The organism is Cryobacterium sp. TMT2-42-4, from assembly GCF_004402645.1.
In the GTDB taxonomy this organism is placed as follows: domain Bacteria; phylum Actinomycetota; class Actinomycetes; order Actinomycetales; family Microbacteriaceae; genus Cryobacterium; species Cryobacterium sandaracinum.
Genome location: NZ_SOFT01000022.1, coordinates 82,307 through 106,593, shown reverse-complemented (window position 1 = coordinate 106,593; position 24,287 = coordinate 82,307). Strand labels below are relative to the sequence as shown.

General features: G+C 67.6%; 20 protein-coding genes. 9 read left to right on the top strand and 11 right to left on the bottom strand.

Annotation, left to right across the window (positions count from 1 at the left end):
• The first annotated feature begins 13 nt into the window (after positions 1 to 13).
• The gene (locus E3O18_RS07045; RefSeq protein WP_134394504.1) at positions 14 to 544 is read left to right on the top strand and encodes a heme-binding protein; all 531 of its coding nucleotides are present in this window, start codon (positions 14 to 16) and stop codon (positions 542 to 544) included.
• Here E3O18_RS07045 and E3O18_RS07040 read toward each other — a convergent pair.
• The 3 genes from E3O18_RS07040 to pflB all read right to left on the bottom strand — a co-directional run bounded on the left by E3O18_RS07040 (position 541) and on the right by pflB (position 6,083).
• A complete protein-coding gene (locus tag E3O18_RS07040; RefSeq protein WP_166784665.1) occupies positions 541 to 2,733 on the bottom strand; it encodes a transglycosylase domain-containing protein in 2,193 nt (730 codons plus the stop codon). The genes E3O18_RS07045 and E3O18_RS07040 overlap by 4 nt on opposite strands.
• 193 nt (positions 2,734 to 2,926) lie before the next feature.
• Positions 2,927 to 3,784 carry a pyruvate formate-lyase-activating protein gene (gene pflA, locus E3O18_RS07035; protein ID WP_134394506.1) on the bottom strand — a complete coding sequence of 286 codons (858 nt, stop codon included), beginning with the start codon at positions 3,782 to 3,784 and terminating at the stop codon, positions 2,927 to 2,929.
• A gap of 40 nt (positions 3,785 to 3,824) precedes the next feature.
• A complete protein-coding gene (gene pflB / locus E3O18_RS07030) occupies positions 3,825 to 6,083 on the bottom strand; it encodes a formate C-acetyltransferase (protein WP_134394507.1) in 2,259 nt (752 codons plus the stop codon).
• Positions 6,084 to 6,309: 226 nt separating this feature from the next.
• Here pflB and E3O18_RS07025 point away from each other — a divergent pair, with 226 nt between their 5' ends.
• Genes E3O18_RS07025 through E3O18_RS07010 form a run of 4 tightly spaced genes read left to right on the top strand, consistent with a single transcriptional unit; the run spans position 6,310 to position 10,210 of the window.
• A complete protein-coding gene (locus tag E3O18_RS07025; RefSeq protein ID WP_134394508.1) occupies positions 6,310 to 6,993 on the top strand; it encodes a GntR family transcriptional regulator in 684 nt (227 codons plus the stop codon).
• Positions 6,994 to 7,034: 41 nt separating this feature from the next.
• Positions 7,035 to 8,237, top strand: coding sequence for an MFS transporter (locus E3O18_RS07020; protein WP_134394509.1), 1,203 nt, complete (start codon positions 7,035 to 7,037; stop codon positions 8,235 to 8,237).
• A 25-nt stretch (positions 8,238 to 8,262) separates the two neighbouring features.
• Positions 8,263 to 8,778, top strand: a complete 516-nt coding sequence (locus tag E3O18_RS07015; protein WP_134398226.1) for a GNAT family N-acetyltransferase — start codon at positions 8,263 to 8,265, stop codon at positions 8,776 to 8,778.
• Between the two features lie 4 nt (positions 8,779 to 8,782).
• On the top strand, positions 8,783 to 10,210 hold the full coding sequence (locus E3O18_RS07010; RefSeq protein WP_134417794.1) for a phosphotransferase: 1,428 nt from the start codon (positions 8,783 to 8,785) through the stop codon (positions 10,208 to 10,210).
• Positions 10,211 to 10,227: 17 nt separating this feature from the next.
• On the opposite strand, the gene E3O18_RS07005 is transcribed toward E3O18_RS07010, so the two are convergent.
• The 4 genes from E3O18_RS07005 to E3O18_RS06990 all read right to left on the bottom strand — a co-directional run bounded on the left by E3O18_RS07005 (position 10,228) and on the right by E3O18_RS06990 (position 15,507).
• Positions 10,228 to 11,940 (bottom strand): AMP-binding protein, encoded by a 1,713-nt coding sequence (locus E3O18_RS07005; RefSeq protein ID WP_277870888.1) that lies wholly within the window; start codon positions 11,938 to 11,940, stop codon positions 10,228 to 10,230.
• 130 nt (positions 11,941 to 12,070) lie between these two features.
• A complete protein-coding gene (gene malQ / locus E3O18_RS07000) occupies positions 12,071 to 14,218 on the bottom strand; it encodes a 4-alpha-glucanotransferase (protein WP_134417792.1) in 2,148 nt (715 codons plus the stop codon).
• Between the two features lie 65 nt (positions 14,219 to 14,283).
• A complete protein-coding gene (locus E3O18_RS06995; RefSeq protein WP_134398222.1) occupies positions 14,284 to 15,015 on the bottom strand; it encodes a glutamine amidotransferase in 732 nt (243 codons plus the stop codon).
• Between the two features lie 75 nt (positions 15,016 to 15,090).
• Positions 15,091 to 15,507, bottom strand: coding sequence for a VOC family protein (locus tag E3O18_RS06990; RefSeq protein ID WP_134394515.1), 417 nt, complete (start codon positions 15,505 to 15,507; stop codon positions 15,091 to 15,093).
• A gap of 96 nt (positions 15,508 to 15,603) precedes the next feature.
• On the opposite strand from E3O18_RS06990, the gene E3O18_RS06985 reads away from it, so the two are divergent.
• From E3O18_RS06985 to E3O18_RS06975, 3 genes are read left to right on the top strand one after another with little or no spacing between them, the layout of a single operon-like run.
• Complete coding sequence (locus tag E3O18_RS06985; protein ID WP_174722111.1) at positions 15,604 to 16,563, top strand: 1-phosphofructokinase family hexose kinase; 960 nt, start codon at positions 15,604 to 15,606, stop codon at positions 16,561 to 16,563.
• Positions 16,560 to 16,868 carry a hypothetical protein gene (locus E3O18_RS06980; protein WP_134394516.1) on the top strand — a complete coding sequence of 103 codons (309 nt, stop codon included), beginning with the start codon at positions 16,560 to 16,562 and terminating at the stop codon, positions 16,866 to 16,868. The genes E3O18_RS06985 and E3O18_RS06980 overlap by 4 nt, the downstream gene beginning before the upstream one ends.
• Positions 16,865 to 17,305, top strand: coding sequence for a DoxX family membrane protein (locus tag E3O18_RS06975; RefSeq protein ID WP_134394517.1), 441 nt, complete (start codon positions 16,865 to 16,867; stop codon positions 17,303 to 17,305). The genes E3O18_RS06980 and E3O18_RS06975 overlap by 4 nt, the downstream gene beginning before the upstream one ends.
• A gap of 230 nt (positions 17,306 to 17,535) precedes the next feature.
• Here E3O18_RS06975 and E3O18_RS06970 read toward each other — a convergent pair whose 3' ends face one another.
• The 4 genes from E3O18_RS06970 to E3O18_RS06955 form a co-directional block, all read right to left on the bottom strand.
• Positions 17,536 to 18,093: a hypothetical protein gene (locus tag E3O18_RS06970; protein WP_134417790.1), complete on the bottom strand. Its 558-nt coding sequence runs from the start codon at positions 18,091 to 18,093 to the stop codon at positions 17,536 to 17,538.
• A 72-nt stretch (positions 18,094 to 18,165) separates the two neighbouring features.
• A complete protein-coding gene (locus E3O18_RS06965; protein ID WP_134417789.1) occupies positions 18,166 to 21,546 on the bottom strand; it encodes an SbcC/MukB-like Walker B domain-containing protein in 3,381 nt (1,126 codons plus the stop codon).
• Positions 21,543 to 22,244: a DUF4194 domain-containing protein gene (locus E3O18_RS06960; protein WP_134394520.1), complete on the bottom strand. Its 702-nt coding sequence runs from the start codon at positions 22,242 to 22,244 to the stop codon at positions 21,543 to 21,545. Before E3O18_RS06960 ends, E3O18_RS06965 begins: the two co-directional genes overlap by 4 nt.
• Positions 22,237 to 23,739, bottom strand: a complete 1,503-nt coding sequence (locus tag E3O18_RS06955) for a DUF3375 domain-containing protein (protein WP_134417788.1) — start codon at positions 23,737 to 23,739, stop codon at positions 22,237 to 22,239. The genes E3O18_RS06960 and E3O18_RS06955 overlap by 8 nt, the downstream gene beginning before the upstream one ends.
• A gap of 115 nt (positions 23,740 to 23,854) precedes the next feature.
• Here E3O18_RS06955 and E3O18_RS06950 point away from each other — a divergent pair, with 115 nt between their 5' ends.
• Positions 23,855 to 24,160, top strand: a complete 306-nt coding sequence (locus tag E3O18_RS06950) for a hypothetical protein (RefSeq protein WP_104101449.1) — start codon at positions 23,855 to 23,857, stop codon at positions 24,158 to 24,160.
• The last annotated feature ends 127 nt before the right edge of the window (positions 24,161 to 24,287 follow it).

Sequence of the window (24,287 nt, the reverse complement as noted above, 5' to 3'; positions counted from 1 at the left end):
TACACTGTTGTCCATGACCGAGAAACAGCGCTACGACGTGCTTCGTCAGTACGCCGACTTCGAACTGCGTCACTATCCCCGCACCGTGCTGGTGCAGGTGGAGGTGGCCGGGGACTTCTCCGCGGCAGGCAACCGCGGCTTCGGGCCGCTCTTCCAATACATCAGCGGCAACAACCAGACCTCGACACGCCTCGCGATGACCGCGCCCGTGATCCAGGAGACCACGACCCCGCAGAGCCACACCGTCAGCTTCGTCCTCCCCGACGGGATGCCGCCCGCGGAGGTGCCCGTGCCCCGCAACGCGCAGGTCAGCACGAAGGAGGTCCCCGAGCGCACGGTCGCCGCCCGCCGCTTCAACGGCGGCTGGAGCGAGGAAAGATTCGCGCAGAACGGCACCCTCCTCGTCGACGCGGTGAGCCGCGAGGGTCTCCTGCTCGCAGGCCGACCCTACTTCGCCCGCTTCGACCCACCCTGGAAGCCGGGCTTCCTCAGGCACAACGAAGCGCTCGTCGCCGTCACCCGTTCCGGTTCCGGAAACCCCTAGTCGTCGGAACCGTCCGTCGGGCCGTCGGATACCCCGGTGTCCCCGACCGGAACAACCACCGGGGTCGGCCCAAGCTCGGCCAGCTCGTCTCCCCCATACTTCGCGTTCGCGACCGACATGACGTCCGGCCACATCCGGTGCCGGGCCGTGGCGGCCGGGCCGCTGGCGAATCTGATGGAGCGCTGCCGGGCCTCCCCGGTGACGCTGACGACGGCGGCGGCGGTCGCCACCTTCGAGCTGGCCCCGACCATCCAGGTGTCCTTACCTCCGTCCGTGGTGCCGGTCTTGCCGATCAGAGGCACCCGGGGCGTGGTGGCACCCCAGGACTGCTGAGCCGTGCCGTCGGTCATCACCCGACGCATCGCGTAGACCATGCCCTCGGCCACCGTCGGGTCCACCGAAGCGGCGCACTCCGATTCCGGCACGGGCACCTCGTCACCGTCAGCGCCCACGATGCGGTCGATCGCGATCGGTGAGCAGGTCACCCCGCGGTTGGCGATGCCCGCGAAGGCAACGGCCATGGTCAGCGGAGCCACCTCATTCGTTCCGATCACGGCCGCCGCGGTCTGCACGAGCGGGCTGCCGTCGGCGCGATGCACTCCGAAAGCCTCGGCCGTCTGACGGATGCCGCACAGGTCCAGTTTCTTCGCCATCCCGATGAAGCCCGTATTGATCGAGCCGAGGGTGGACTCGAGCGCGCTGTAGTTTCCGCCGCTCTCCCCGGCGTCGTTTCTCGGGTTCCAGTTCTGCGAATCATAGTTCTGCGGCCCCCGACAACTGTCGTCGAACGTGCCCCAGTTGGCCTTCCGCGCCGAGTCGACGCGCTCGTCCAGCCGGTGGCCCGTCCTCAACCATTCCGCCAGGGTGAAGGCCTTGTAGGTCGACCCCGGCTGGAACCCGCTCGAACCACCCTCGGCATAGTCGGTGTTGTAGTTGACCTCGGTGTAGGCGGCGCTGGTGGCCTGCACGGTCGGGTCCTGGCTGTATCGCTTGTTCTGTGCCATGGCCAGCACCCGCCCGGTGCCGACCTGCACGCTCGTGATGACGCTGCCCACGTCCCAGCCGGGGTACTCCATCGGCACATTGGCCGCCAGGGTCGCTTCCGCCGCCAACTGGAGGTCGAGGTCCAGGGTGGTGTACACGGCATAGCCGCCGCGCCGGAAGTTCTGCAGGCGCTTCCCGTCGTCCTCCCCGAACGCCGGGTCGTTCCGGAGCAGATGCGTCACGTAGTCGCAGAAGTAGGCGCTGCCCCCGGCGGTCTGGCAGCCGGTGCTCGGCTCCTGGATGGCCGGTTGAACCGGTGTGGCCACGGCAGCCTGGAATTCCGCTGGGGTGATTTTCTCATGCTTCACCATCTCGCGCAGGATGTAGTCCCGGCGCGCCTTGTTGACTGCGTAGCCGTTGCTCTCACTACCGGCATTGTCGAGGCGGAACTTGGCCGGGTTGTTCACGATCGCCACCAGGCTTGCGGCCTGCGGAAGGGTGAGCTCTGCGGCCGTCGTGCCGAAGTAGTAGTTCGCCGCGGCCTCGATGCCGTACACGGTGCCGCCGAAACCGGCGATGTTGAGGTACTGGCGCAGGATGTCGTTCTTGGGATATTTCTTCTCCACCCCGATTGCGAGGCGCATTTCCTTGATCTTACGGTCGGGGGTGGCGGCGGTGACGGCGTCGTAACATCGTTGCCGCAGCCGGTCGTCCGGCTCGAGTTCGCACTTCTGCACGCGCACGTTCTTGACGTACTGCTGGGTGATCGACGACCCACCCTGCGTGACTCCCCCGAGGGTGGTCGTCACCACCGCGCGCAGGGTGCCCTGGGCGTCGATCCCGCCGTGCTCGTAGAAGCGCGGGTCCTCGCTGGCGATGACGGCATCCCGGGCGTAGGGGCTGATCTCGTCCCAGTCGACCTCGATGCGGTTCTGATCGTAGAAGGAGGCCAGCAGCACGGACGTGCCGTCGTTCCGGGTGGCGTAGATGTTGCTCTTCTGGGAGAGCGGTTCGATGTCCAGGTAGCCCGGCAGATTCTCGAACACGGTGATCGTGTTGGTGGCACCGAGGCCGGAGAGCGCGATCACGGGGGTGATGGCCGCGGTGACGAGCAGCCCGGCCACGCCACTCAAGACCACGAGGGCCAGCAGGCCTCCCACAACGCCTCCGACAGTTCTGCGACCGGTGAATTTCGGCGTACCCATTGCACCACCCCTAGCGTCCATGACCCCGAAAGGGTCCGATGGCATGCAAACCTGAGCTGTACTCCGCGGCTAGGGGGTTGCGCACAGGTCGGCCGGAGGCATCTGCTGGTTTACCGCGCAGAAAAGGCGTGGCATCTGTAGAGATGCCACGCCTCGTCTGATCCGGGGGTGTGCGTCGAGCGGTGATTCCTGCTTAGAAGACCGTCAGGCCCCGCGCCGCGAACTGGGCCCGGACCCGCACCAGAAGTGCCTCATCCGGGGGGTGAGAGCCGTGCAGCGGATACGGGATGTTCAACCGGTCCCATTTGTCCTCACCCATCTGGTGGAAGGGCAGAACCTCGACGCGCTGCACGTTCGGCCAGCGCGACACGATCTCGGCGACGGCGTCGACGTTGTCGACGGCGTCGGTGAGCCCCGGGACCAGAACGAAACGCGCCCAGACGGGAATGTTCCGTTCGCTCAGGCGATCACCGAACGCGATCGTCGGAGCGAGGTCTCGGCCGGTCACCTCCTTGTAGGTCTCAGGGATGCCCGACTTGACGTCGAGCAGCACGAGGTCGAGGTTGTCCAGCAGCTTGTCGGACGCGCTCTTACCCAGGAACCCGGAGGTGTCCAGGGTGGTGTGCACGCCGAGCTTGTGACACTCCTCGAAGAGTCGCGTCACGAAGGCAGGCTGCATGAGTGGTTCCCCACCGGAGATGGTCAACCCGCCGCCGGTCGAGTCGAAGACGCCTTTGTAGCGCTTGACCCGGGCGACGAGGTCGTCCAGCGTGGTGAGCAGCCCGTCCTTCATCTTCCAGGTGTCCGGATTGTGGCAGTACTGGCAGCGCAGCAGACACCCGGAAAGAAAGAGTGTCATTCGCGTGCCGGGACCGTCAACGGCGGTGACCAGTTCCCACGAGTGGACGCTGGCGACCGACCCGTTGTGGATCGCTTCCATTTCGAGGTGGTGGAGTTCAGCCAGTTCGGCTTGTTCACTGCTCACGGATGAACCGTCCACCAGGGCGATGGCCGCGCCGGCGCTGGGCAGACCGAGGTTTACTGCTGGCATTGTCTCGTCCTACTCAGCGTCGCCGCGTCGATATCAGTGATCAGTGCGAGTGGAACGTGCGGCTGATGACATCCATCTGCTGCTCGCGGGTCAGGCGAACGAAGTTCACCGCGTAGCCGGAGACGCGAATCGTCAGCTGCGGGTAGTTCTCCGGGTGCGCCATGGCGTCTTCGAGAGTGTCGCGGTTGAGCACGTTCACGTTGATGTGGTAGCCGGTCGCCGACGTGAACGCGTCGATGAGGCCGACCAGGCTGGTGATCTGCTCTTCCTTGGTGTGGCCGAGGCCACTGGGAACGACCGTGTTGGTCAGCGAGATGCCGTCCTGCGCTTCACTGTAGGGAAGCTTGGCGACGCTGAGCGCCGACGCGAGCATTCCGTGGGTGTCGCGACCGTTCATCGGGTTGGCACCCGGAGCGAACGACTCGCCCTTGCGGCGGCCGTCCGGCGTGTTGCCGGTGGCCTTGCCGTAGACCACGTTGGACGTGATCGTCAGGATCGACTGGGTGTGGATGGCGTCGCGGTAGGTCGGGTGCTTGCGGATCATCGTCATGAACCGCTCCATCACGTCGACGGCGATGGTGTCGACGCGGTCGTCGTCGTTACCGAACTGGGGGAATTCGCCCTCGATCGTGTAGTCGATGACCAGACCGGTCTCGTCGCGGACCGGACGGACCGTGGCGTACTTGATGGCCGACAGGGAGTCGGCAACCACACTGAGGCCGGCAATGCCGCAGGCCAGCGTGCGGATGATGTCCTTGTCGTGCAGCGCCATTTCGAGGCGCTCGTAGGCGTACTTGTCGTGCATGTAGTGGATGCAGTTCAGGGCCGTGACGTAGGTCTCGGCGAGCCATTCGAGCGTTTCCAGGTAGGCCGGGAAGACGGTCTCGTAGGTGAGCACCTCTTCGGCGTTCGGAAGGGTGGCCGGGGCGACCTGCTTGCCGGACACCTCGTCCTTGCCGCCGTTGATCGAGTACAGCAGCGCTTTGACGGCGTTGACGCGTGCACCGAAGAACTGCATCTGCTTGCCGACGCGCATGGGCGAGACGCAGCAGGCGATCGCGGCATCGTCACCCATCTCGGCGCGGATGATCTCGTCGGACTCGAACTGGATGGCCGAAGTGTCGATCGACACCTGGGCGCAGAAACGCTTGAAGCCCTCGGGCAGAGCGTCGCTCCAGAGAACGGTGAGGTTCGGCTCGGGTGCTGCGCCGATGTTGTACAGCGTCTGCAGGAATCGGAACGTGGTCTTGGTGACGAGCGGGCGGCCGTCTTCACCGATGCCGGCGAGCGACTCGGTAACCCAGGTCGGGTCGCCGGCGAAGATCTCGTCGTATTCGGGGGTGCGCAGGAAGCGCACGATGCGCAGCTTGATGACGAGGTCGTCGATCAGCTCCTGGGCGCCCTCTTCGGTCAGGGTGCCGGCGACGAGTTCGCGCTCGATGAACGTGTCGAGGAAGGCCGCGTTGCGGCCGAACGACATTGCCGCACCGTTCTGCTCCTTGACGGCGCCGAGGTAGGCGAAGTAGAGCCACTGCACGGCTTCGCGCGCGGTGGTGGCCGGCTTGGAGATGTCGGAGCCGTAGGAGGCCGCCATCTGGATGAGTTCCTTGAGGGCCCGGATCTGCTCCGAGTTCTCCTCGCGGGCGCGGATGATGTCCTCGGTCGAGGGCTCCATGTCGAGTTCGGCGCGGTCGTTCTTCTTGCCGGCGATCAGGGCGTCGACGCCGTAGAGGGCGACGCGGCGGTAGTCGCCGATGATCCGGCCGCGGCCGTAGGCATCGGGCAGACCCGTGATCAGGTGACTGTTGCGCGCACGTCGAACGGCGGGGGTGTACGCGTCGAAGACGGCGGTGTTGTGGGTCTTGCGGTAATCGGTGAAGATCTTTTCGAGCTCAGGCGACACGGGGTAGCCGTAGGTCTCGAGCGAGGTGGCAACCATGCGCCACCCGCCGAAAGGCATAATGGCACGCTTGAGCGGAGCATCCGTCTGCAGTCCGACAATTACCTCGTTGGCCTGGTCGATGTAGCCCGGAGCGTGGGCCGTAATGGACGACGGCGTGGCGGCGTCGACGTCGTAGACGCCTTTACGGCGTTCCTCGGGGAACATCTCGGACAGCTTGGCCCAGATTCCCGTGGTGCGTGCGGTCGCGCCGACAAGGAAGCTCGAGTCGCCGACGTAGGGGGTGTAATTGCGCTGGATGAAGTCGCGCAGATTGATCGAATCCTGCCAGGGGCCGGAGGCGAAGTCAGTCTGACCGGCATCATCCGTTCCGCTGCGAACACCTTCAGTGATTGTCATGTAGATTGCTCTCCTCGTGGGATCGAGACACCCTCCGCGAAAGTGTCTCTCCCGCAGTCGGGCCGAGAGGGCAGGACCACGAGGCTCCGGCTAATGCAACGATGCACCGTGTGACTTGCCCTCTTTTCCAACACTACTCCCGTCAGACCCACCCGAACGCGAAATTCATGGAATTGCATCCATTGATGCATTTATTGATAGGTGCTTGAGTGACTAGGGTTGAGGGATGAGCTTCCTCCCGGTGTCCCGCGGAGCCGCCAGGCCCCCCGCCGCGGCCCCCTCCGCCGTCGACCGGATCTACACGACCGTCGCCGACGCCATCATCTCCGGCACCCTGGCCGCGAGCTCACTGATCACCGAGGGAGAGATTGCCGAGGCCCTGTCCACCAGCCGCACCCCCGTGCGGGAGGCCTTTCTCGAACTTCAGGCCCACGGGCTCCTGACGCTCTTCCCCAAGAAGGGCGCGGTCGTCACAGCCCTGGGCGACACGGAGACGGCCGAGCTGCTGCAGGTGCGCATCATGCTGGAGAACACGGCGGTGACCCTGCTCAGCGAGCGGCCGGACGACATCCCGGGCGTCGACGCCGAGCTGCAGGACCTTATTCGGGTCCAGTCCGACGCCGCCCTGGCCGGCGACCTGCTCACGTTCGCCCGCGCCGACCACCGGTTCCATGCCCGCATCGTCGACGAGACGCACAACCGGGTCATCGACGGAATCTACACCCGGCTCGGCCCCCGGCTTGAGCGCCTCGTGCACCGGGCAGCCCTGCGCGACCCGCGCAACCTCGACCGTCTGGTGGCCGAACACCGAATCCTTGCCCACCACCTGCGCGGCGGCGACACCCTCGCCTACGAGGTCGCTCTGCGCCAGCACGTCGAAGACGGTCATCACGCGCAGCTGGCGCCCTGATCGTCCCCCACCTACCCGCACCTGCTTTTCAGAAAAGACCCATGACTTTCCGCCGTACCGTTCCCGCCTGGCAGCTCGCCGCTCCTGCCCTGTTCGTCATGGCCTGGGGTGGGAACCACTTCACGCCCCTCCTGCATATGTACGAATCGCTCGGCCACTATTCCGTCGTCATGGCCGACCTCTTCCTCGGCTTCTACGTGGTGGGCCTGGTCCCCGGGCTGCTGCTCGCCGGCGCACTCTCGGACCGCTACGGGCGCAAAGCCCTGACCCTGGCAGGCGTCGTCCTGGGAATTCTCGCCAGCATCCTGTTGGGTCTGGGATTCTCAAGCGGGATCATGCTTTCCGCCGGGCGCCTGCTGGCGGGGCTGAGCGTCGCCGTGGCGATGGCAGTGGGAACCGCGTGGCTCAAGGAGCTGTCCAGCCCGCCGTTCGACAACCAGGCCGGCCGCACGGCAGGGGCACGGCGGCCTGCCCTCACCCTCACGGTCGGGTTCGGGCTCGGGGCCGGGGTGGCCGGAGTGCTCGCGCAGTGGGGGCCGATGCCGACCCTGTCCCCCTATGTCGTACACATCGTACTCAGCCTGCTTGTGCTCCCCCGCCTACTGAGGGCCCCGGAGACCGTGCCGCGCTACCGGGCACACCGGCCCTTCTGGCAGGACCTGGCGGTTCCGCTGGCCGGACACCGCCGCTTCGTGCGCGTGATCATTCCGTCAGCTCCCTGGGTCTTCGGCGCCGCGGGCATCGCCTACGCGATCATGCCCACTCTGGTCCGGGACCAACTCGGCAACCTCAACCTCGCCTACGCGACCCTGCTCACGGTCGTGACCCTCGGCACCGGCGCGCTCGTGCAACCGCAGGTGGCTCGGATCAACCGGGTCACCGCTGGGCGTGCACTCATTGTCGGGATGTCCGTAATGCTGCTGGGAGTGGGTCTCAGCGTGGCGACGGCGATCGTGCTGTCCCCGGTGCTCGCGTTCCTCACGGCCATCGTGCTCGGCGCCGCCTACGGTGTGTGCATCGTGGCCGGGCTCGTGGAGATCCAGAAGATCTCCACGGCAGCCGACCTGGCGGGCATCACCGGGGTCTACTACAGCCTCACCTACATCGGCTTCCTGCTGCCGGTCGCCTTCGCCTGGCTCACTGCCGTCTTCGATTACCCGGTGCTTCTGAGCATTCTGTTCGTGGTCTGCGCGCTCTGCCTGGCCTTGGTGGCGAACGGGATGCGCCGGCGCGTCACCGAGTAGGCGGCACCTGGATTATCGTCATCCCATGCCCTATTCGCTCCGCCATCTCCTTCCCACCGACGCCGCACCGGTGCTCGGACTCAACAACGCCGCCGTGCCTGCCGTCAACGCCCATGACGAGGCGAGCCTCTCCGCCCTGCTCGCGGCCAGCAGCCACGCCCTCGCGGTCGTGCACGACGAAGCGCCGGGTGAGGTGCTCGGCTTCGCCGTGTTGTTCGGGGTCGACGCCGACTACGCGAGCGAGAACTACCGGTGGTTCTCCGCCCGGTCGGAGTCCTTCCTCTACGTGGACCGCATCGTGGTGTCGGACCAGGCCCGCAACCAGGGTCTCGGGGCCCTGCTGTACACCGCGATTTTCGCGGCGGCCCGGGCGGCCGACGTCGGCCAGGTCTTCTGCGAAGTGAACATCACCCCTCCGAACCCTCGGTCGCTGGCGTTCCACTCCCGGCTCGGCTTCGAGCCGATCGGCGAGCAGTCGACGAAGGGGGGCACCGTCGTGGTGTCCCTGCTGTCGGCTCCCGTCGCCGCGGGCGCACGCTGAGGCCATGACTGTCGACGGTCGCGCAATCCCACTCCCGGATTACCTCAACCACTGGGTGGCGACGCAGCGATGGTTCGCCGACAAGGGCCGTGTGCCGAGACTGGTCAGCATCGGACGCTGGGTGCTTCCGAGCGAGGAAGCAGAGGTGGACATCCGCACTGAGCTCGTCTTTGATGCCGCAGCCCCGACCCGCACCCTCTACCAGTTGCCCCTGACCCAGCGGACCACTCCCCTGCCCGCAGACGGGCAGGGCCTCATCGTCACCCTCGCCGACGGCAGCGCGGTCTACGACGGCACCGCCGACCCGGCCTACGGGCGCGCTCTGCTGGGTTTCATCCTGCGCCAGGCCACCTCGCCTGAGCCCGGAAACCTCGGCGCGCGGGCTCGCGGCGAACTCCTGTCGAGCGCAGATCCCGCCGAACGGCCGGCCCGAGTTGTCGCCGGCCGGGTGCTGCGCGGAGAACAGTCGAACACCTCGATCATTCTGGACTGCGTCGACGCCGCCGGGCGCCCGGCTCGTCCCGTCATCTGCAAGGTGTTCCGGATGCTGCATCCCGGCGAGAATCCGGACGTGTCCGTGCAGTCGGCCCTGGCCCGGGCCGGCTCACACTTTGTGCCGGAACCGGTGGGCTGCGTGGTCGGCCAGTGGACCGACCCGGAGCAACCGCGGGTCACCCTCACGGGTCATCTCGTCTTCGCCCAGGAGTTCCTGCCGGGCGCCCCGGATGCCTGGCGGGCAGCCCTGGTTTCTGCCGGGGCCGGGGAGGACTTCAGCGAACAGGCGCGGGCGCTGGGCGTGGCGACGGCAGCAGTGCACGCCGACCTGGCCGCCGTGATGCCCACTCACGACGCCACCCCCGCGGTCATCGCCGCCGAACTCGGCCGGATGCGCGAGCGCTACCGCAGCGCCGCCGCCGAGGTGCCCGCCCTGACCGGCTACGATACGGCCGTCGAGGCGATCTTCGAGCGGGCGGAGAGGGCGTGCTGGCCCCGGCTGCAGCGCATCCACGGCGATTTCCATCTCGGCCAGGCCCTCGAGGTCCCCGGCCGCGGCTGGGTGCTGGTGGATTTCGAGGGCGAACCGCTGCGCCCTCTTCTCGATCGCACTCAGCCGGATGTGCCGTTGAAGGACATTGCCGGGATGCTGCGGTCCTTCTCCTATGTGGCCGGCACGGTGGAGCGGTCATCGCCCGGCGACCAGACGGCGTCGGCCGAAGAGTGGGCCGCGGCATGCCGGCAGGCCTTCCTCTACGGCTACGCGCGGCAATCCGGCCAGAGCCTGGCCGGTCAGGAACCCCTGCTCGATGCGTTCGAGCTGGACAAGGCCCTCTACGAGGCCGTCTACGAGACCCGCAACCGACCCTCCTGGCTGCCGATCCCGCTCGCGGCCATCCGCGGCCTCGTCCTGGGGGTCTCCGCCGGATTACCGTGAGCGGCCGGAACGGCCGGTCAGCGCTTGAGCTCGGGGAATTGGTCGTCGCGCCACTCACCGGGGAGCCGGGTGTTCTCGGCGGCCGCGGCATCCTCGCGCATGCGCAGTTCCACCCGGCGGATCTTGCCGGAACTGGTCTTGGGCAGCTCGTAGAACTCGACCCGCCGCACCCGCATGTACGGGGGCAGACCGGTGCGGGCGTGGCGCAGCACCGAGAGCGCCGTTTCGCCGTTGGACTCCCAGCCCGCCGCCAGGGCGATGTAGGCCTTGGCGATGTTCAGCCGGGTGTCGTCGGGCGCGGGCACGACGGCCGCCTCGGCCACGGCCGGGTGCACCAGCAGCACGCTCTCGACCTCGAACGGGGAGACCTTGTAGTCGGAGGACTTGAAGATGTCGTCGGTGCGGCCAATGAACGTGATATAGCCTTCGGCGTCGCGGCTGGCGACATCACCGGTGTGGAAGTAGCCGTCCCGCACGGCCTCACGCGTGCGTTCGGGATCCCCGTGGTAGCCGGCCATCAGGTTGACCGCGGTGCGGGACAGGTCGAGGCAGATCTCGCCCTCGTCGCTCTCCTCACCGGTGATGGGGTCGAGCAGCGTGATCGCGACGCCCGGTAGGGGCATCCCCATCGAACCGGCCAGCAGAGCGGAACCCGGGGCGTTGCCCACGATCGCCGTGGTCTCGGTCTGGCCGTAGCCATCCCGGATGGTGAGTCCCCAGGAACGCTGGATCTGATGGATGACCTCCGGGTTGAGCGGCTCGCCGGCCGAGAGGATCTCGCGCAGTCCTACCGGCTTGGCGCCGACGTCGGATTGGATCAGCATGCGCCACACGGTCGGCGGGGCGCAGAAGGTGGTCACTTTCGCGCGGTGCAGCTGGTCGGCGAGGGCGAACGGGTCGAACCGGGCGTAGTTGTAGACGAAGACGGTGGCCTCGGCGATCCACGGGGCGAAGAAGCTGCTCCAGGCGTGCTTGCCCCAGCCGGGCGAGCTGATGGCCAGGTGCACGTCGTCCGGGCGCAGTCCGATCCAGTACATGGTGGTCAGGTGCCCCACGGGATAGGACGTCTGGGTGTGCACCACCATTTTCGGCTTGCTGGTGGTACCCGAGGTGAAGTAGATCAGGGACGGGTCGTCGGACGAGACGACCACGGCGGGCTTCTCGGCCGCGACGAGCGCGGCATCCGCGTAGTTGGCCCAGCCGGGGGTGGCCGCACCGACGCAGATGCGCGAGAAGTCGCCGGGCACCGCGTCGAACTTGGCGGCGTCGCCGGCGTTGGCGATGACGTGCTGCACCCCGCCGCGCAGAACCCGATCCGCCAGGTCGCCGGTCGCAAGCACCGTGGACGTGGGCAGGATGACCGCGCCCACTTTCATGATGGCGAGCATCAGCTCCCAGAGCTCGACCTGGTTGCCCAGCATCAGCATGACGTGGTCGCCGTGCCCGACGCCCCGGGAGACCAGCCAGGTGGCCACCTGGTCGGAGCGCGCCGACATCTCGCTGAAGGTCACCGTCAGTTCGCTGCCATCCTCCTCCACGATCCACAGGGCGGTCCTGTCGTTGCCCGCGGCCATGACGTCGAACCAGTCGACGGCCCAGTTAAAGTTCGCCCCCACATCCGGCCACTCGAACTCGGCCTGGGCGCGCGCATGATCGTCTCGCAACTGCAGGAGGTGGTCGCGCGCGCCTCGAAAGGCGGTGGTGCTCTGGGGGGTGGTCATCCGTCCCATTTTCCTCGGTTTAAATGCCCGAAACGGAATACGACACCCGGCCGCGAGGCCGGCAGGTCCCGGAGGTTCCGCAGCTCGGTGCCGTTCGGGCCGAACGGCGCGAAGATCTTCCTCGGCGTGATGAAGCGCTTCAGGGAGTGGCGCGGATCGCGTCCACCAGGGCGGCGAAGCGGGCGTTGCCGGGCAGGTCGTCGATGAGCACGGACTTTCCGTCGGGGCCGGCCAGCGGGATGCGCCAGTTCGGGTACTCGTTCGAGGTCCCGGGCTGGTTCTGGGTCCGGCGCTCGCCGACCGCATCCACCAGAGCCACGCCAAGGAGCGACGAGGGCGTCAGTGCGGTGTACGCGTAGAGCGCCTCAACCGTCTCCTGCACGGTCGGGGCCGGCTCGGCGCCGAGGGGCGGCAGCAGGTCGCGTTCGCGAAGCGCGGCCAGCATGGCGGACTGCTCGGCGAGGTCCGCGGTGCGCTCCTCCTCGACCGATCGCCCGAGCAGACCGAGCGACTCGCGCAGGGCCACGTGGTCGCCGGCGAGATAGCCGGCCGTCGGAGGCAGATCGTGGGTGTTCACACTGGTCAGGCAGGCCTGGCGGTACCGTTCGGGGGCCAGCGGCACACCGTTGTCTCGTTCGAACCAGAGGATCGAGGTTCCGAAGATGCCGCGTTCGGCGAGGTACTCACGCACCCAGGGCTCGAATACGCCGAGGTCTTCGCCGATCACCACCGCGCCGGCGCGCTGAGCCTCGAGGGCCAGGATACCGATGAGTGCCTCGTGGTCGTAGTGCACGTAGGTGCCCTCTCCCGGTCCGGCGCCGACCGGGATCCACCACAGGCGGAACAGACCCAGAATGTGGTCCACCCGGATGCCGCCGGCATGGTGCAGGATGCTGCGGAGCATGTCCCGGTAGGCGACGTAGCCCGACTCGGCCAGCCGGCCGGGGTGCCACGGCGGCTGCGACCAGTTCTGGCCCTGCTGGTTGAACATGTCCGGCGGGGCTCCCACGGTCATGCCCGGGGCGAGAACGCCCTGCAGGGTCCAGGCGTCGGACCCGGTGATCTGTACCCCGACCGCGAGGTCGTGCACGATGCCGATGGTCATTCCGGCATCCGTCGCCGCGCGTTGAGCGGTCTCCAACTGCTGGTCGCAGAGCCACTGGAGCCAGCTGTGGAATTCAATGCGGTCCGCGAGCTGCTCCCGGTGCTCGGCGGCGAAGGGACCGCGGGGGCCGCGCGGCTCGATCGACCATTCCGGCGCATCCGTCGGGAACAGCTCGGCCAGGGCGCACCAGAGCGCGAAGTCGACCAGACCCTGACCCTGCTCGGCGCAGAATTCCTCGAACCGGTGGGCACGGGAGGGGGTCGGCCGCACCTGGTGCACGGCTTCCAGCGCGGTCAGTTTGGCAGCGTAGGCGCAGTCGCGGTCGAGGTGGTCCGCCTCCAGGTTGGCCGAGTGCTGCCGGTCCGCGAGGGACTCGACAACGGCTCGTGCCGCCGGGGCGAGGTAGCCGTATTCGGGCACGTCCTCGACCCGGATGTACAGCGGGTGGAAAAAGCGCCTGCTCGACGGCAGGTACGGGGAGGGCTCGACCGGCGGGGCAGGCTCGGACGCGTGCAGCGGATTGACCAGGACGAAGTCGGCTCCGTACTGGGAGCCGGAGATGGCGGCCAGGTCGGCAAGGTCGGCGAAGTCGCCGATCCCCCAGCTCCGGGAGGAGCGCACCGAGTAGAGCTGGGCCATCAGACCCCAGTCGCGATGCCCGGCCAGGTTTCGAGTGGTCTCGAGCCGGGGCGGGGTCACGACGAGGCCGCAGCGCGCCGTGTGGTCTCCGCTCTCTGCGTGCAGGGTGTGCCAGCCCAGCGGCAGGCCGGCCGGGATCTGGAACGTCGCCCGGCTCATCGGCCGACCGTCGACGGTGCGGGGTTTCTCCCAGAGCCCCGTCTGCAACACCTCGTGCCGGGTGCCGTCCTCGGCGACGATCCAGACGAGGGCCGTCGAACCGGCGCCGGTGTGCACGGGCACCTCGTCCTCGCCGCCCTCGCGGAGCACCACGACGGGAGGCAGGAGCCGGCGCCAGGGCGCGAGGCTCTGCTCGGTCAGCGCCGCATCAACCTCGGCAGGCGTGCCGGCGGGAACGCCGAGGGCACCCAGGACCTTACGCAGGGTGCCGACGTCGACCGCCCGTGAAGCACCGTCCCAGCCGGTGAAAGAGGTGTCAACCCCGAGTGATCGTGCCAGTTCCAGCAGCGCCGCCGCAGAACGGTCGGTTGGTTCGAGTTCCATGGGACCACTCTAGATCCGGGACCGGTCCCGGACCCGCGCCGGACCCGTGCCGGACCCCGCCGGCCCTACCTGCCGAAGCGCAGGACAAAGGCCTTCATCAGGTTGGCCGGCTCGGTGACGATGGATGCGTCGATCGCCGCGATGACGTCGTCCAGGGCGTCGGGATCGAAGTAGCCGTACTCGCGGTAGATGCGGATGCGGGTCAGGATGCCGGCGTTGGTCAGTTCCGGATGGAATTGCGTCGCGTAGACGTTGTTGCCGACCCGGAACGCCTGCACGGGACAGTTCTGCCCGGTCGCCAGCAAGACGGCGCCGGGCGGCAGCTCTGAACAGGCCTCTTTGTGCCCGACGAAAGCTTGAAAGGTGGGCGCGAGCGCGGCGAACAGCTGGTCGGCTGCGCCGGCCTCGGTGAGGGAGATCCAGGTCGGCCCGGCCTCCTCGGACCAGGTGCGGTCGAGCCTGCCACTCAGATGACTGGTGAGCAGTCCGACGCCGTAGCAGGCACCGAGGAAGGGGAAGTCCCGGGCCAGCACCTGGTCGAGGAGGGCGGTTAACTCGGCCTCGACGCGGCGTTGCACGGACGACTTGACCTCGGCGGGATCGCTCGCGTTGAAGGGGCTGCCGCCCACGATGATGCCCGAGTATCCGTTCAGGTCGATCGGTGGCATCGGCGCAGCCTCGAGCCGCACCCGGTGGAGCTGGTCGGGTTCCAGATCGCCGGCCGCGAGGAATCCGGCGTACTCGTCATCGGCGGCTTCGTCCTCAGAACGGGTGGCGAGCAGCAGGAAGGGCTTCACAGCATCATCGTAGTGGTGGGCCTCGGCAGACGCTGCTGCATCTGCGCGGTGTCGAATGCGAACCCCACCACCGACCTATGCGGGTGCGCCGGCGATGTTGACCATCCAGCTCACGCCGAATTTATCGACGCACATGCCGAAGCTGTCGCCCCACGGCGACGGCTCGAGCGGCATGACGACGGTGCCCCCGGCCGCGAGCTTGTCCCAGTAGCCGCGCAGCACCGGTTCGTCGTCGCCGCTGAGCGACACGGAATAGTTGGTGCCCGGACGGTGCTCCAGCCGGTTCGGGGTGTCGGAAGCCATCAGCACCAGGCCGTCGTCGGTGGTCAGCATGGCGTGCATGATCTTGTCCTGCTCAGCCGTGTCGTCGCTCGCCTCGAACTCGGCGAACGTGCTCAGCGTCAGCTCGCCGCCGAACACCGTCCGGTAGAACTCCATCGCTTCCCGGGTCGTATCCCGGAACCCCAGGTAGGGATTGAGTTGGGTCGTCATGGTGGAGCCTCCTTCTGTCATGGGGCGAATGCTCCGATTATCGGCCCGACCCCGCGCCAGCACGAGGCGTGCGGGGAAGTCTTCTACGCTGGGACCATGGACTCCCCCAGGGCCGCCCTGCTGCGGCCGATTCTCACCCTCACCATCAACCCTGCTCTCGACGTGAGCACGTCAACCGAGCACGTGGTCAGCGAACACAAGATGCGCTGTGGCCGGTCCCGCCTCGACCCGGGTGGCGGCGGTGTGAACGTGGCTCGGGTAGTGCAACGTCTCGGCGGGCAGGCCCTGGCCGTGTACACCGCGGGCGGCCCCACCGGGGAGGCCTTCCGCCGGCTGATCGAAGCCGAACTCATCCCGACCCTGGCGGTGCCGATCCACGGCAGCACCCGCGAGAGCTTCACCGTCGACGAGACGGGCACCGGCAAGCAGTTCCGCTTCGTGCTGGAAGGCCCCGAGCTCAGTGAAACCGAGTGGCGGGCCTGTCTCGCGGTCGTCGGAGAGTCGATTCCGGTCGGCGGCTATGTGGTCGCCAGCGGCAGCCTGCCGCCGGGAGTCCCGGACGATTTCTACGCCCGGGTCACCCGTCTGGCGCACGGGCGCGACGCCCGCTGCATCGTGGACACGTCCGGTCCCGCGCTCGCGGCCGCGCTCGACGAGGGGGTCTACCTGGTCAAACCGAGCGGGCGTGAGCTGGGAGAGCTTGTCGGCGCAACCCTCGACACCGAACAGAGCAAGATCGACGCGGCCGCCGAGCTCGTCGCCCGCGGGTCCGCGGAAGTCGTCGCGCTGACGCTCGGCGGAGCGGGAGCCGTGCTCGCCTCGGCGAGCGGGATCATCCGTCTGGGGGTGCCGCAGGTCACGGTGCAGAGCACCGTCGGGGCCGGCGACAGCTTTCTCGGTGCGTTCGTGCTGCGGATCGCGCAGGGGTTCCCGGTGGACCGGGCGTTCCAGGCCGCCGTCGCCGCCGGCACCGCCACCGCGATGACACCGGCCACGGAACTCTGCCACCGGGTCGATGTGGAACGCCTGGAGGCCGAACTGGTGGCACTCGCGTGAAGCTCACCGACATTGATCCACCCAGCCGCAGCTTTTCCCGGTGGCTCACCGACGAAGAGGTGGGGCAGGTGCTCGCCTCCAGCCGCGGCTGGAGGCTTGCGCCGGACGGCGGCGTGATGGCCGGCAAGATTCGCAAGTCCCGGATCGCGCCGTCTCTGACCGCGCTCGGCGCCACCGCGGCCGCCGAGCGGTGGATCAGCCGCGCGGCGGCGCCCGGCAGGGACGGCAGCGGCCCGACGCACATCATGTGGGGCATCTTCAACGCCCGAACGGACGCCGAGATCGCGGCTAAAGTCGATTCATGACCGCTGACGTTGCCACCGGCACCCTCCGCACCTCGATCCCCCGCTTGATCGGCCGATTGGCTCTGGGGGCGTTCCTGCTCGTCGCCGGAATCAGCCACCTCGCGTGGAACCGTGAGGCGTTCCTCGCCCAGGTGCCCACCTGGTTGCCGCTCGAGGGTGATTTCGTCGTGGTTGCGTCGGGCCTGGTCGAGATCGCTCTGGGCCTGTCACTGCTGCTGCTGGCCAGGCGCACGGTGCAGGTGGGCTGGGTCGTGGCCCTGTTCTTCCTGGCAATCTTCCCCGGCAACATCTCCCAGTTCGTCACGGCCACCGATTCGTTCGGCCTGGATTCGGACCTGTCCCGCGGCATCCGCCTGCTCTTCCAGCCGGTGCTCGTGGCGTGGGCGCTGTGGTCGACCGGTGCGTGGCGCGCCTGGCGGGCACGCCGTGCAGCGTAACTGATACCCCATGGGGTATGTTGGGCGGACGAGTTCAACGAAAGGGTTCAACGGATGTGCCGTCAAGTTACGTGTAAGAAGTGTGGAAAAACGACCTGGGCCGGGTGCGGCCAGCACGTCGACCAGGTGATGCGAGGCGTTCCGGGGGCACAGCGGTGCCGCGGACACGAGAAAGACGCCCCGACCCCCGGCTTCTTCGCTCGGTTCTTCTCCCGCAGCTGAGTCCGGAGTCAGTAGTCGCTGGCGGACAGGTCGGTCGCGGCGTCATGCTTGAGCTTCAAAAGGGCGAGGTCGATGTGCAGGAACACCTCGGTGCGGGCCTCCCGCCGGGCCTCGTAATCGGGGTCATTCCAGTCTATGTTCAGCCTGATCAGGCGTGATGACACCGCGTCACTGACCTCGTCGCTGGCGGCCCGCTGAGCCCGCCGCACGAGACGCGCGACCTTGTCGTCGTCGGCGGCCACGGCCTCGAGGGCCTCGGCGAGCTTCTCGTGCACGCGGCGGCGCAGTTTGAGCTGAATGATGTCGTGATGCTGGTCTTCCGTGAGATCGGAGGTCCACCGTGACCTGGTCAGTTCTTTGCGCTGGTCCTTGACCCGGCGGGCGTACTGCTCGTTCTGCCGGGTGAGCAGGTGCAGCTCGTGACGGGCGGTCGCCGCGTAGCGTTCCGGATCGTAGTCGGCGTGATCACCGAGAGCGCCCACGATGATGTCGTTCTTCACCGCCATCCGGACGGCGGAAAGCGCGATCTTGAGCCCCTCGTCGACGATCACCTTAATTGCGGCCACGCTACAAAATCTTACTGTGCGGGCCCGCCGAAACCAGGGCTTCCCCTGTCGCGGTTGGGCCCTGCGCGAAGCTTAACCCGAACGCACCGGCGACGAGAGCGGCGTGATGTAGGAGAACCCGGTGCTGTTGTTCTTGGTCATCGAGAGCACCAGCTCCATGTGCGGCTCAAGCGCGGTGACCTTGTCGAGCGGGGAACCGATGATGAGCTGAAAGCCAAGCCCCTTCCACGCCGACACGGCACGGCCGGCGAACTCGGAGTCCGATTTCACGAAACCCTCATCGAGGAAGACCGGCGCGAAGCGCGGGCGGGTGCGACTCTCGTCGCCGAGCTGGAACCGCAGGGCGGCTCCCACGACGAACGCCACCAGTTCCTGGGACTCGCCACCGCTCTTGCCGCCGAGCGACGAGTAGGTGCTGACTTCCACGCCCTCCGGGGTGGTGCGCACGGCGGTGATCTCCACGTGCCGGCGCACGTCGAGCAGCAGATCGCGCTGGGATTCCTGGCGCGGACCGTCGGCGGACTTACGGATCAGGTTCATGAACGCCTGCAACCGGGTGAACCGGCTTTCGGTCTGCTCGTCGGTGAAGGCGTCCGTGGATCCGGAGGACAGCACCTTGAGTTCCGTGCGAAACGCGGTGGCGTCGTCGAGGTGGAGGCGACGCAACGCGATCTTGAGGCGGTCGCGCCCGGCTCCGAACGGCAGCGTGGTGAGGATCTCATTGATAGGACGGAGGCGATCTTCGATTTCCTCGATGGAGGAGGTGAATGCCCCGACCAGGGGAACCAGGTCCTGGCCGCTCCAGAGCGCGAGGCGGCGCTTCCACTCCTGACGCCGCTCGTGCAGGCCGAGTGTGTAGACGGCATCAAGGATGTCCCGGTAGCTCGGGTAGGAATCCAGCGAGACGCCGATGTTCGGGTCGGGCCAGCGGCTCTGAAAGGTCTCGAAGATGCCGACCAGAGTGTTGCGGGCGCCCGCGGCGCTGTCCCGGTCCTGGCTGGACTGCTCGGTGAGGCGCTCGCGCAGCCGCCTGATGGCCCCGTCGAACGCGTCGAGGTCATGCTGGTCGGCGACAGCCGCGAACTGGGCGTCGAGGTGGGTGGTGTGCTCCTCCGACAGTGACAGCGCGGTCTCCGGATCACCATCGATGCGGTCGAGGCGGCTGCTCACCGCATCCTGCCGGTCCACGATGCGGCCCTGCTCGGCGACGAGGGCCTGCAGGGCAACCTCCGTGGCGTGCTTCAGCTTCTGGGCTGTTTCCAGTTCGGCGGCCAGCCGCTCTTCCTCATCTTTCAGGGCGCGCAGCACGTCACTGTCGGCGAGCACGCGCTCGCGCTCGGCTCGCTTCTCAGCGATGCGGACATCCGCGGCTTGCACGTCGATGGCCGGCCAGGCCGCGTCGACGACGAACTGGTGTGCGGCCCTGCGGGCCCGGAGGTTGGCGAGGCTCGCACCATGCGCGGAGGCTTCACGCGCGAGGCTGTCGGCCTCCAACCGCAGGCGGGCCAGCTCCTCGTCGATGTCGTGCAGGCGGGTGCGACTGGAGAAGCCGATGATCGACTTCTGGTCGCTGTTCCAGCCATGGGCGCCGCGGGAACCGTTGCGGGTCTGCCCACTCGGGGTGACCCTCGGGCCGTCCCCGACGAGGTCGGCGGCCGTGGCGACGCACTCCGCGTCGAGATTCGCGGCCTGTACCCGGTCCCGCACCCAACCGCTGAAGGGCGAGTCCTTGAAGACGAGCTTTCCCGACACGAAGCGCGGGTCACCGTCGATCTGCTCGTGCGAGCGCAGCGGCACCCCGTCGAAGTGGATGCGCACGGGGATGCGGAGCGGGTCGATGGCCAGGCTCAGCGCGCGCAGACGAGTCTCGTCGACGAGCAGGACGCGCACGACGGATGCCAAGGTGACCTCGGCCGACTGGCGCCAGGCGTCCTCGCCGGGGGCCAGATCGATCAGTTCGGCGAGGAAGGGCAGCTCCTCGGCGGGGATGCCCGACGCCTCGGCGATCAGCAGGCGTGCGCTGTGCAGGTGCTGGGGAACCAGGCTCGCCCGCCCGGACAGGAACTGGTGCTCCTGCCCCAGGGTGCGGAGGTTCTCCTCGACCGGATAGGCCGTGCGTTGCAGCGCGCTTCTCGTGTTCTCGAGGTCGGTCTCGGCAGTGGGAAAGCCGGACAGGAACCCGTCGGCCGCGGCGCGGGCCCGATCGAAGTCGTCGCCGGAGTCGATGGAGAGGCCGAGAGGCCGGATGCGCTCGTCGAACTTGGAGCGCTCGGCGGCCACGTCGTCGCGTTTGTCGGTGAGCTGGCCAAGCTCGTTCTGCAGGCTGACGAGCACGTCGCCACCGTTGTCACGCTGCTGGCGCTGCAGGTCGGCGACGCGCGCTTTCAACGCGGTCTCGGCATCCCGGGCCGTCGTGGAGCGCAGCTGGGTGTCGCGCCGCTGCACCCGGTTGACGTCGGCTGCTTCCTCGAGCAGGCTCTGCTCCGTGCGGAGTTGCCACAGCACGAATGGGGTGTCGCCGGAGCGGTGCACGCCAAAGGTGTCGATCAGGTCGGCCTTATCGGTCGCCGTCTCGTAGACGCGATGCAGGTCGGGCAGGCGTTCCAGCACCTTGGCCTTCTGCGCCTCGGCGACCATGGCGCCGTAGGACCGTTCGAGGTCTTCGAAGTGGGCGACGGCCTTGTCGGCGGCCGCGTAGGTGGACGGTTCCTCCAGCACCATCGACTTGTAGAGCCCGTCGACCGTCTTCACCTGCTGGCCGGCCTGGATGCGTGCGAGCAGCCGGAGCGCCTTGCCGCCCTCACCGTTGGCGCCGATGCCCAGGCGGGTGTACAGGGTCTGGGCGAACGCCGCATAGGTGTCGAAGACATCCAGTTCGGGGAACCGGGATTTGAGAGCGCGCTTGTCGAACCGGGACTCGGTCACCTCGGCCAGGTCGCGCAGGTCGAGGTATCCGTCGATCGTGGCCATCTTCATGGTGATGTCGCCGAACCGGGTGCTGCCGCGGGGCACGAAGTAGGCCCGCAACACGGTGAAACGGCGCTGGTTGTCATCGATGAAGGTCATCGACACGGCACCCCAGGTGGACTCGTGGGCACCGCGGAGCACCTGGTCCTGCAGCTCGCCCGTGCCGGCCTCCCGGTTGGCGTCGGTCTTGCCCTTGAGGTAGGTCATCAGGCTGCGCTGGTCGGCGCTGCGCGCCCGCCCGGAACCGGCGTCGTTGGAGGCGCCGTTGAAGGGGGTGTCCGACGGCATCATCAGGGCGAGGTAGGCGTCGAGCAGGCTGCTCTTGCCGGTTCCGGACGCCCCGGACACCAGGGTGGCGCTGGGCGCGAAAGCAACCTCGTGGTGGCCCTGAAAGCCACCCCAGTTCACCATCTGGAACGACTCGGCGCGCCACTGCGTGGTGCCCTCGGTGAGGCCATCGACATAAAAGAGCGGGGAATCGTTCATGACAGGGCCTCCGGCAGGGCTTCGGACAGGAGACGCAGATCGTCGAGATCGGTGGCTTCCGAGCCGGAATCGGAGTTCTGGGTGACCAGCCACTCCAGCAGTTCGCTCAGCCGTTCCACCGGCAGCAGCACCTCGATCACGGCGGAGATGCGGAATCGGTCGGGGTCGCTGGTCTTCAGCAGCACCCGCGCCTTCGCGAGGCTGTCGACGGCGGCCGTGGCCTTTCGGGCGTCGCCCCAGCGGTCGGTGGCGTGTTCGGGCCGGAAATGACCGACGTTCTCCACCAGGTTGTCGCGGTCCACGATGACGATGTCATGGCCGTTGGCACGCTCGCTGCGGAATCGCTGCCGCAGCAGCACGAGCAGAATGGTCTCCTCCCGCGTGTAGGACACGTCGTGCAGCAGGGTCGGGAATCGGTCTCCGCCCTCGGCGACCGCCTGCCGTTTGAATGCCACCTCGTAGTGCAGGTCGACATGCAGATCGAGGAACATGTCGTTCAGTCGCGATTTGAGCAGGCTCTGGGAGCGCAGCAGTGTCTGCCATTCGGCCGGCTGCAGCGCGGCGGAGATGTAACGGTGCTTCAGCAGCAGCACCAGGGTGCGACGCTGCTCCACGGTGAGCCCGCCCTCGTCGCCCTCGAAGAGGGACAAGCTGGGCGAATCGATGTCGGTGTGCTCGGCGGTGGGCTCGTCAGTCATTGTCGGATCCGTAGTTCAGGGCGGACAGCGCCGCAGTTTCGTCGTCGCTGAGCATGATTCGGGGCACCTCGAAGCTGCGGGTGGAGCCGTCGGGTCGCACGGTTTCGAAGCGTTCGAGCGTCTGGGACCGGCTGACCGCATCGATCTGGGTGGCGATCTGCAGCATCCCCAGGATCTCGACCGGGCGGCGCAGGGTGACGTCGAGGTCGTTGAAGGCGTCACCGACGGATGCGGCGTCGCCGTGGTTGAAGGCCGTCACGATCGCGTCGCGCAGCTCCCCCAGCAGCGGGCCGCCCTGCGTGCGCATCTCGTCGAGACTCGGTGGCGGTGGGGCGTCGTCGGAGACATCCTGCAGCTCGGGCGGCGCGCGGTGGGCGCCCGGGTCGTAGAAGCGTTCGCGGAGGTGCGGGGCGTCGAGGGTTCCCGGCATGAGTTCGGCGGTGACCGTGCTGCGGGGCCCGGCGGTCTGCATCCAGGTCGCGAGTTCCTTGTTGATCTCGCGCAGCAGGCGCTCGAGTTCGCGGTCCTTGACCACGTCGTGGTTGACGATGTGCTCGCGCAGGGTGGTCGTCAACCCGTTGCGTTGGGTGAGCACATCATCGATGCCCTTGCGGATCAGGCGCACGGTGCCCATGAAGCTGCGGCGGTCGGTGGCGCTGAGTTCGAGGGCGAACGGATGCAGCAGGATCGTCTCCAGGTCGTCCCCCAGCTCCCGCAGCAGGTCGTCGTCGCGCAGCAGGGTGAAGGCCCCCTCGAAGGCGCGACCTTCCCGGGTCGAGGTCATCAGGGCATCCGTTTTCACGAGGTACTCGTCGAGTACCTCGCTGATCGGGCGTTCCTCGCCGCGGAAATCGTTGACGATCTGCCGGTGCATGGCGGCGACGGATTCCTCGACGCGTTTAAAATCGCTGGGCAGCTGGCCGATCAGGTCGACCAGGTCGGCGTAGCCCTCGCGCATCTGCTCGTTCGAGACGGGCGCGATCTCGCCGCCGGCTGCGAGGCGGTCACGCTCGGCGGCGTTCTCGGCGATCGCCCGGTCGAGGCGACGGATGCGCTCCTCCCGATCAGGGTTGGCCTGCGTGGCGCGGTGACGCACCGTATCGACGATCGTGGTGAGACGGGATTCGCTGATCAAAGCCCGATCGCGGGACAGGCTCTCGACCAGGAGCAGCGCCTCGAGGGCGTGCGAGGTGAGCGAGTAGTGTTCTTCGTCGCCCTCCCCCGTTTCGCGGAAAAGCCACTGGTCGTTCATCCACTGCACGCAGAGGGCCCGACCGGTCTTGCCCGGCACATCGCTGCCGACCGAGCGCAGGTCGGCAAGGTAGGCGTCGACCTGAGTGTGCAGCAGATCGGCCCGCACGCTGCGCCGGTCGCGGCTGAAGGAGGACTTGAACACGACGAGCACGAACGGCGCCCACTTGCGGTCCAGCAGGCGCAGGGTGGGTTTGTCGAAGGCTTCGCGCACCCGCGCCAGTTCACCCGCAAGCTCGCTCATATCGAAGTTCCTTCCCGGGCCTCCTCAAGGGTAACGGTCCCCGCGTGCGGGCCGGCACGCGGGCAGGCGCTCGTGGCGCGTGTGAGACTGGCAGGACAAGCTGAAGGAGCGACACGTGACCGACCCGCGCGCGAACATGGAGGGCAACAACCTGCTCAATCTCGGTGCGCCGCACCTGGACTGGTCGAAGACGCCCGGCCGGGTGCCGGGTTTCTGGGTGTCGGTCGTCAGCGTCGTCCTCGCGGTGCTGCTGCCGTTTCCCGCGCTGTTCGTTGCCCTGATCGGGCTTTCCCTTTCACTGCGGGCTTTCAGTGTGATCCCGGCCGGCGCCCGAGGGCGAGGGCTGGTGCTCGCGTCGCTGGCTCTGTCGGGAGTCGCGATTCTGGCTGTCGTCGTGCGGCTGGTTCTGGTCTTCGTCTAGCCGTCATGTTCTAGCCGTCATGTTCTAGCCCTCGTGTTCCGCTCCGCGTCCTGAACGAATTCGACGGTGAATCTGGCCGAAATGTCCCAAAACCCGGCCGAAAAGCACTGTGCTCCAAAATCTCCGT

Coding starts and splice junctions, on each gene's coding strand:
- E3O18_RS07045 (WP_134394504.1), top strand. CDS start 14: ATGACCGAGAAACAGCGCTACGACGTGCTTCGTCAGTACGCCGACTTC.
- E3O18_RS07040 (WP_166784665.1), bottom strand. CDS start 2,733: ATGGGTACGCCGAAATTCACCGGTCGCAGAACTGTCGGAGGCGTTGTG.
- pflA (WP_134394506.1), bottom strand. CDS start 3,784: ATGCCAGCAGTAAACCTCGGTCTGCCCAGCGCCGGCGCGGCCATCGCC.
- pflB (WP_134394507.1), bottom strand. CDS start 6,083: ATGACAATCACTGAAGGTGTTCGCAGCGGAACGGATGATGCCGGTCAG.
- E3O18_RS07025 (WP_134394508.1), top strand. CDS start 6,310: ATGAGCTTCCTCCCGGTGTCCCGCGGAGCCGCCAGGCCCCCCGCCGCG.
- E3O18_RS07020 (WP_134394509.1), top strand. CDS start 7,035: ATGACTTTCCGCCGTACCGTTCCCGCCTGGCAGCTCGCCGCTCCTGCC.
- E3O18_RS07015 (WP_134398226.1), top strand. CDS start 8,263: ATGCCCTATTCGCTCCGCCATCTCCTTCCCACCGACGCCGCACCGGTG.
- E3O18_RS07010 (WP_134417794.1), top strand. CDS start 8,783: ATGACTGTCGACGGTCGCGCAATCCCACTCCCGGATTACCTCAACCAC.
- E3O18_RS07005 (WP_277870888.1), bottom strand. CDS start 11,940: ATGGGACGGATGACCACCCCCCAGAGCACCACCGCCTTTCGAGGCGCG.
- malQ (WP_134417792.1), bottom strand. CDS start 14,218: ATGGAACTCGAACCAACCGACCGTTCTGCGGCGGCGCTGCTGGAACTG.
- E3O18_RS06990 (WP_134394515.1), bottom strand. CDS start 15,507: ATGACGACCCAACTCAATCCCTACCTGGGGTTCCGGGATACGACCCGG.
- E3O18_RS06985 (WP_174722111.1), top strand. CDS start 15,604: ATGGACTCCCCCAGGGCCGCCCTGCTGCGGCCGATTCTCACCCTCACC.
- E3O18_RS06975 (WP_134394517.1), top strand. CDS start 16,865: ATGACCGCTGACGTTGCCACCGGCACCCTCCGCACCTCGATCCCCCGC.
- E3O18_RS06965 (WP_134417789.1), bottom strand. CDS start 21,546: ATGAACGATTCCCCGCTCTTTTATGTCGATGGCCTCACCGAGGGCACC.
- E3O18_RS06960 (WP_134394520.1), bottom strand. CDS start 22,244: ATGACTGACGAGCCCACCGCCGAGCACACCGACATCGATTCGCCCAGC.
- E3O18_RS06955 (WP_134417788.1), bottom strand. CDS start 23,739: ATGAGCGAGCTTGCGGGTGAACTGGCGCGGGTGCGCGAAGCCTTCGAC.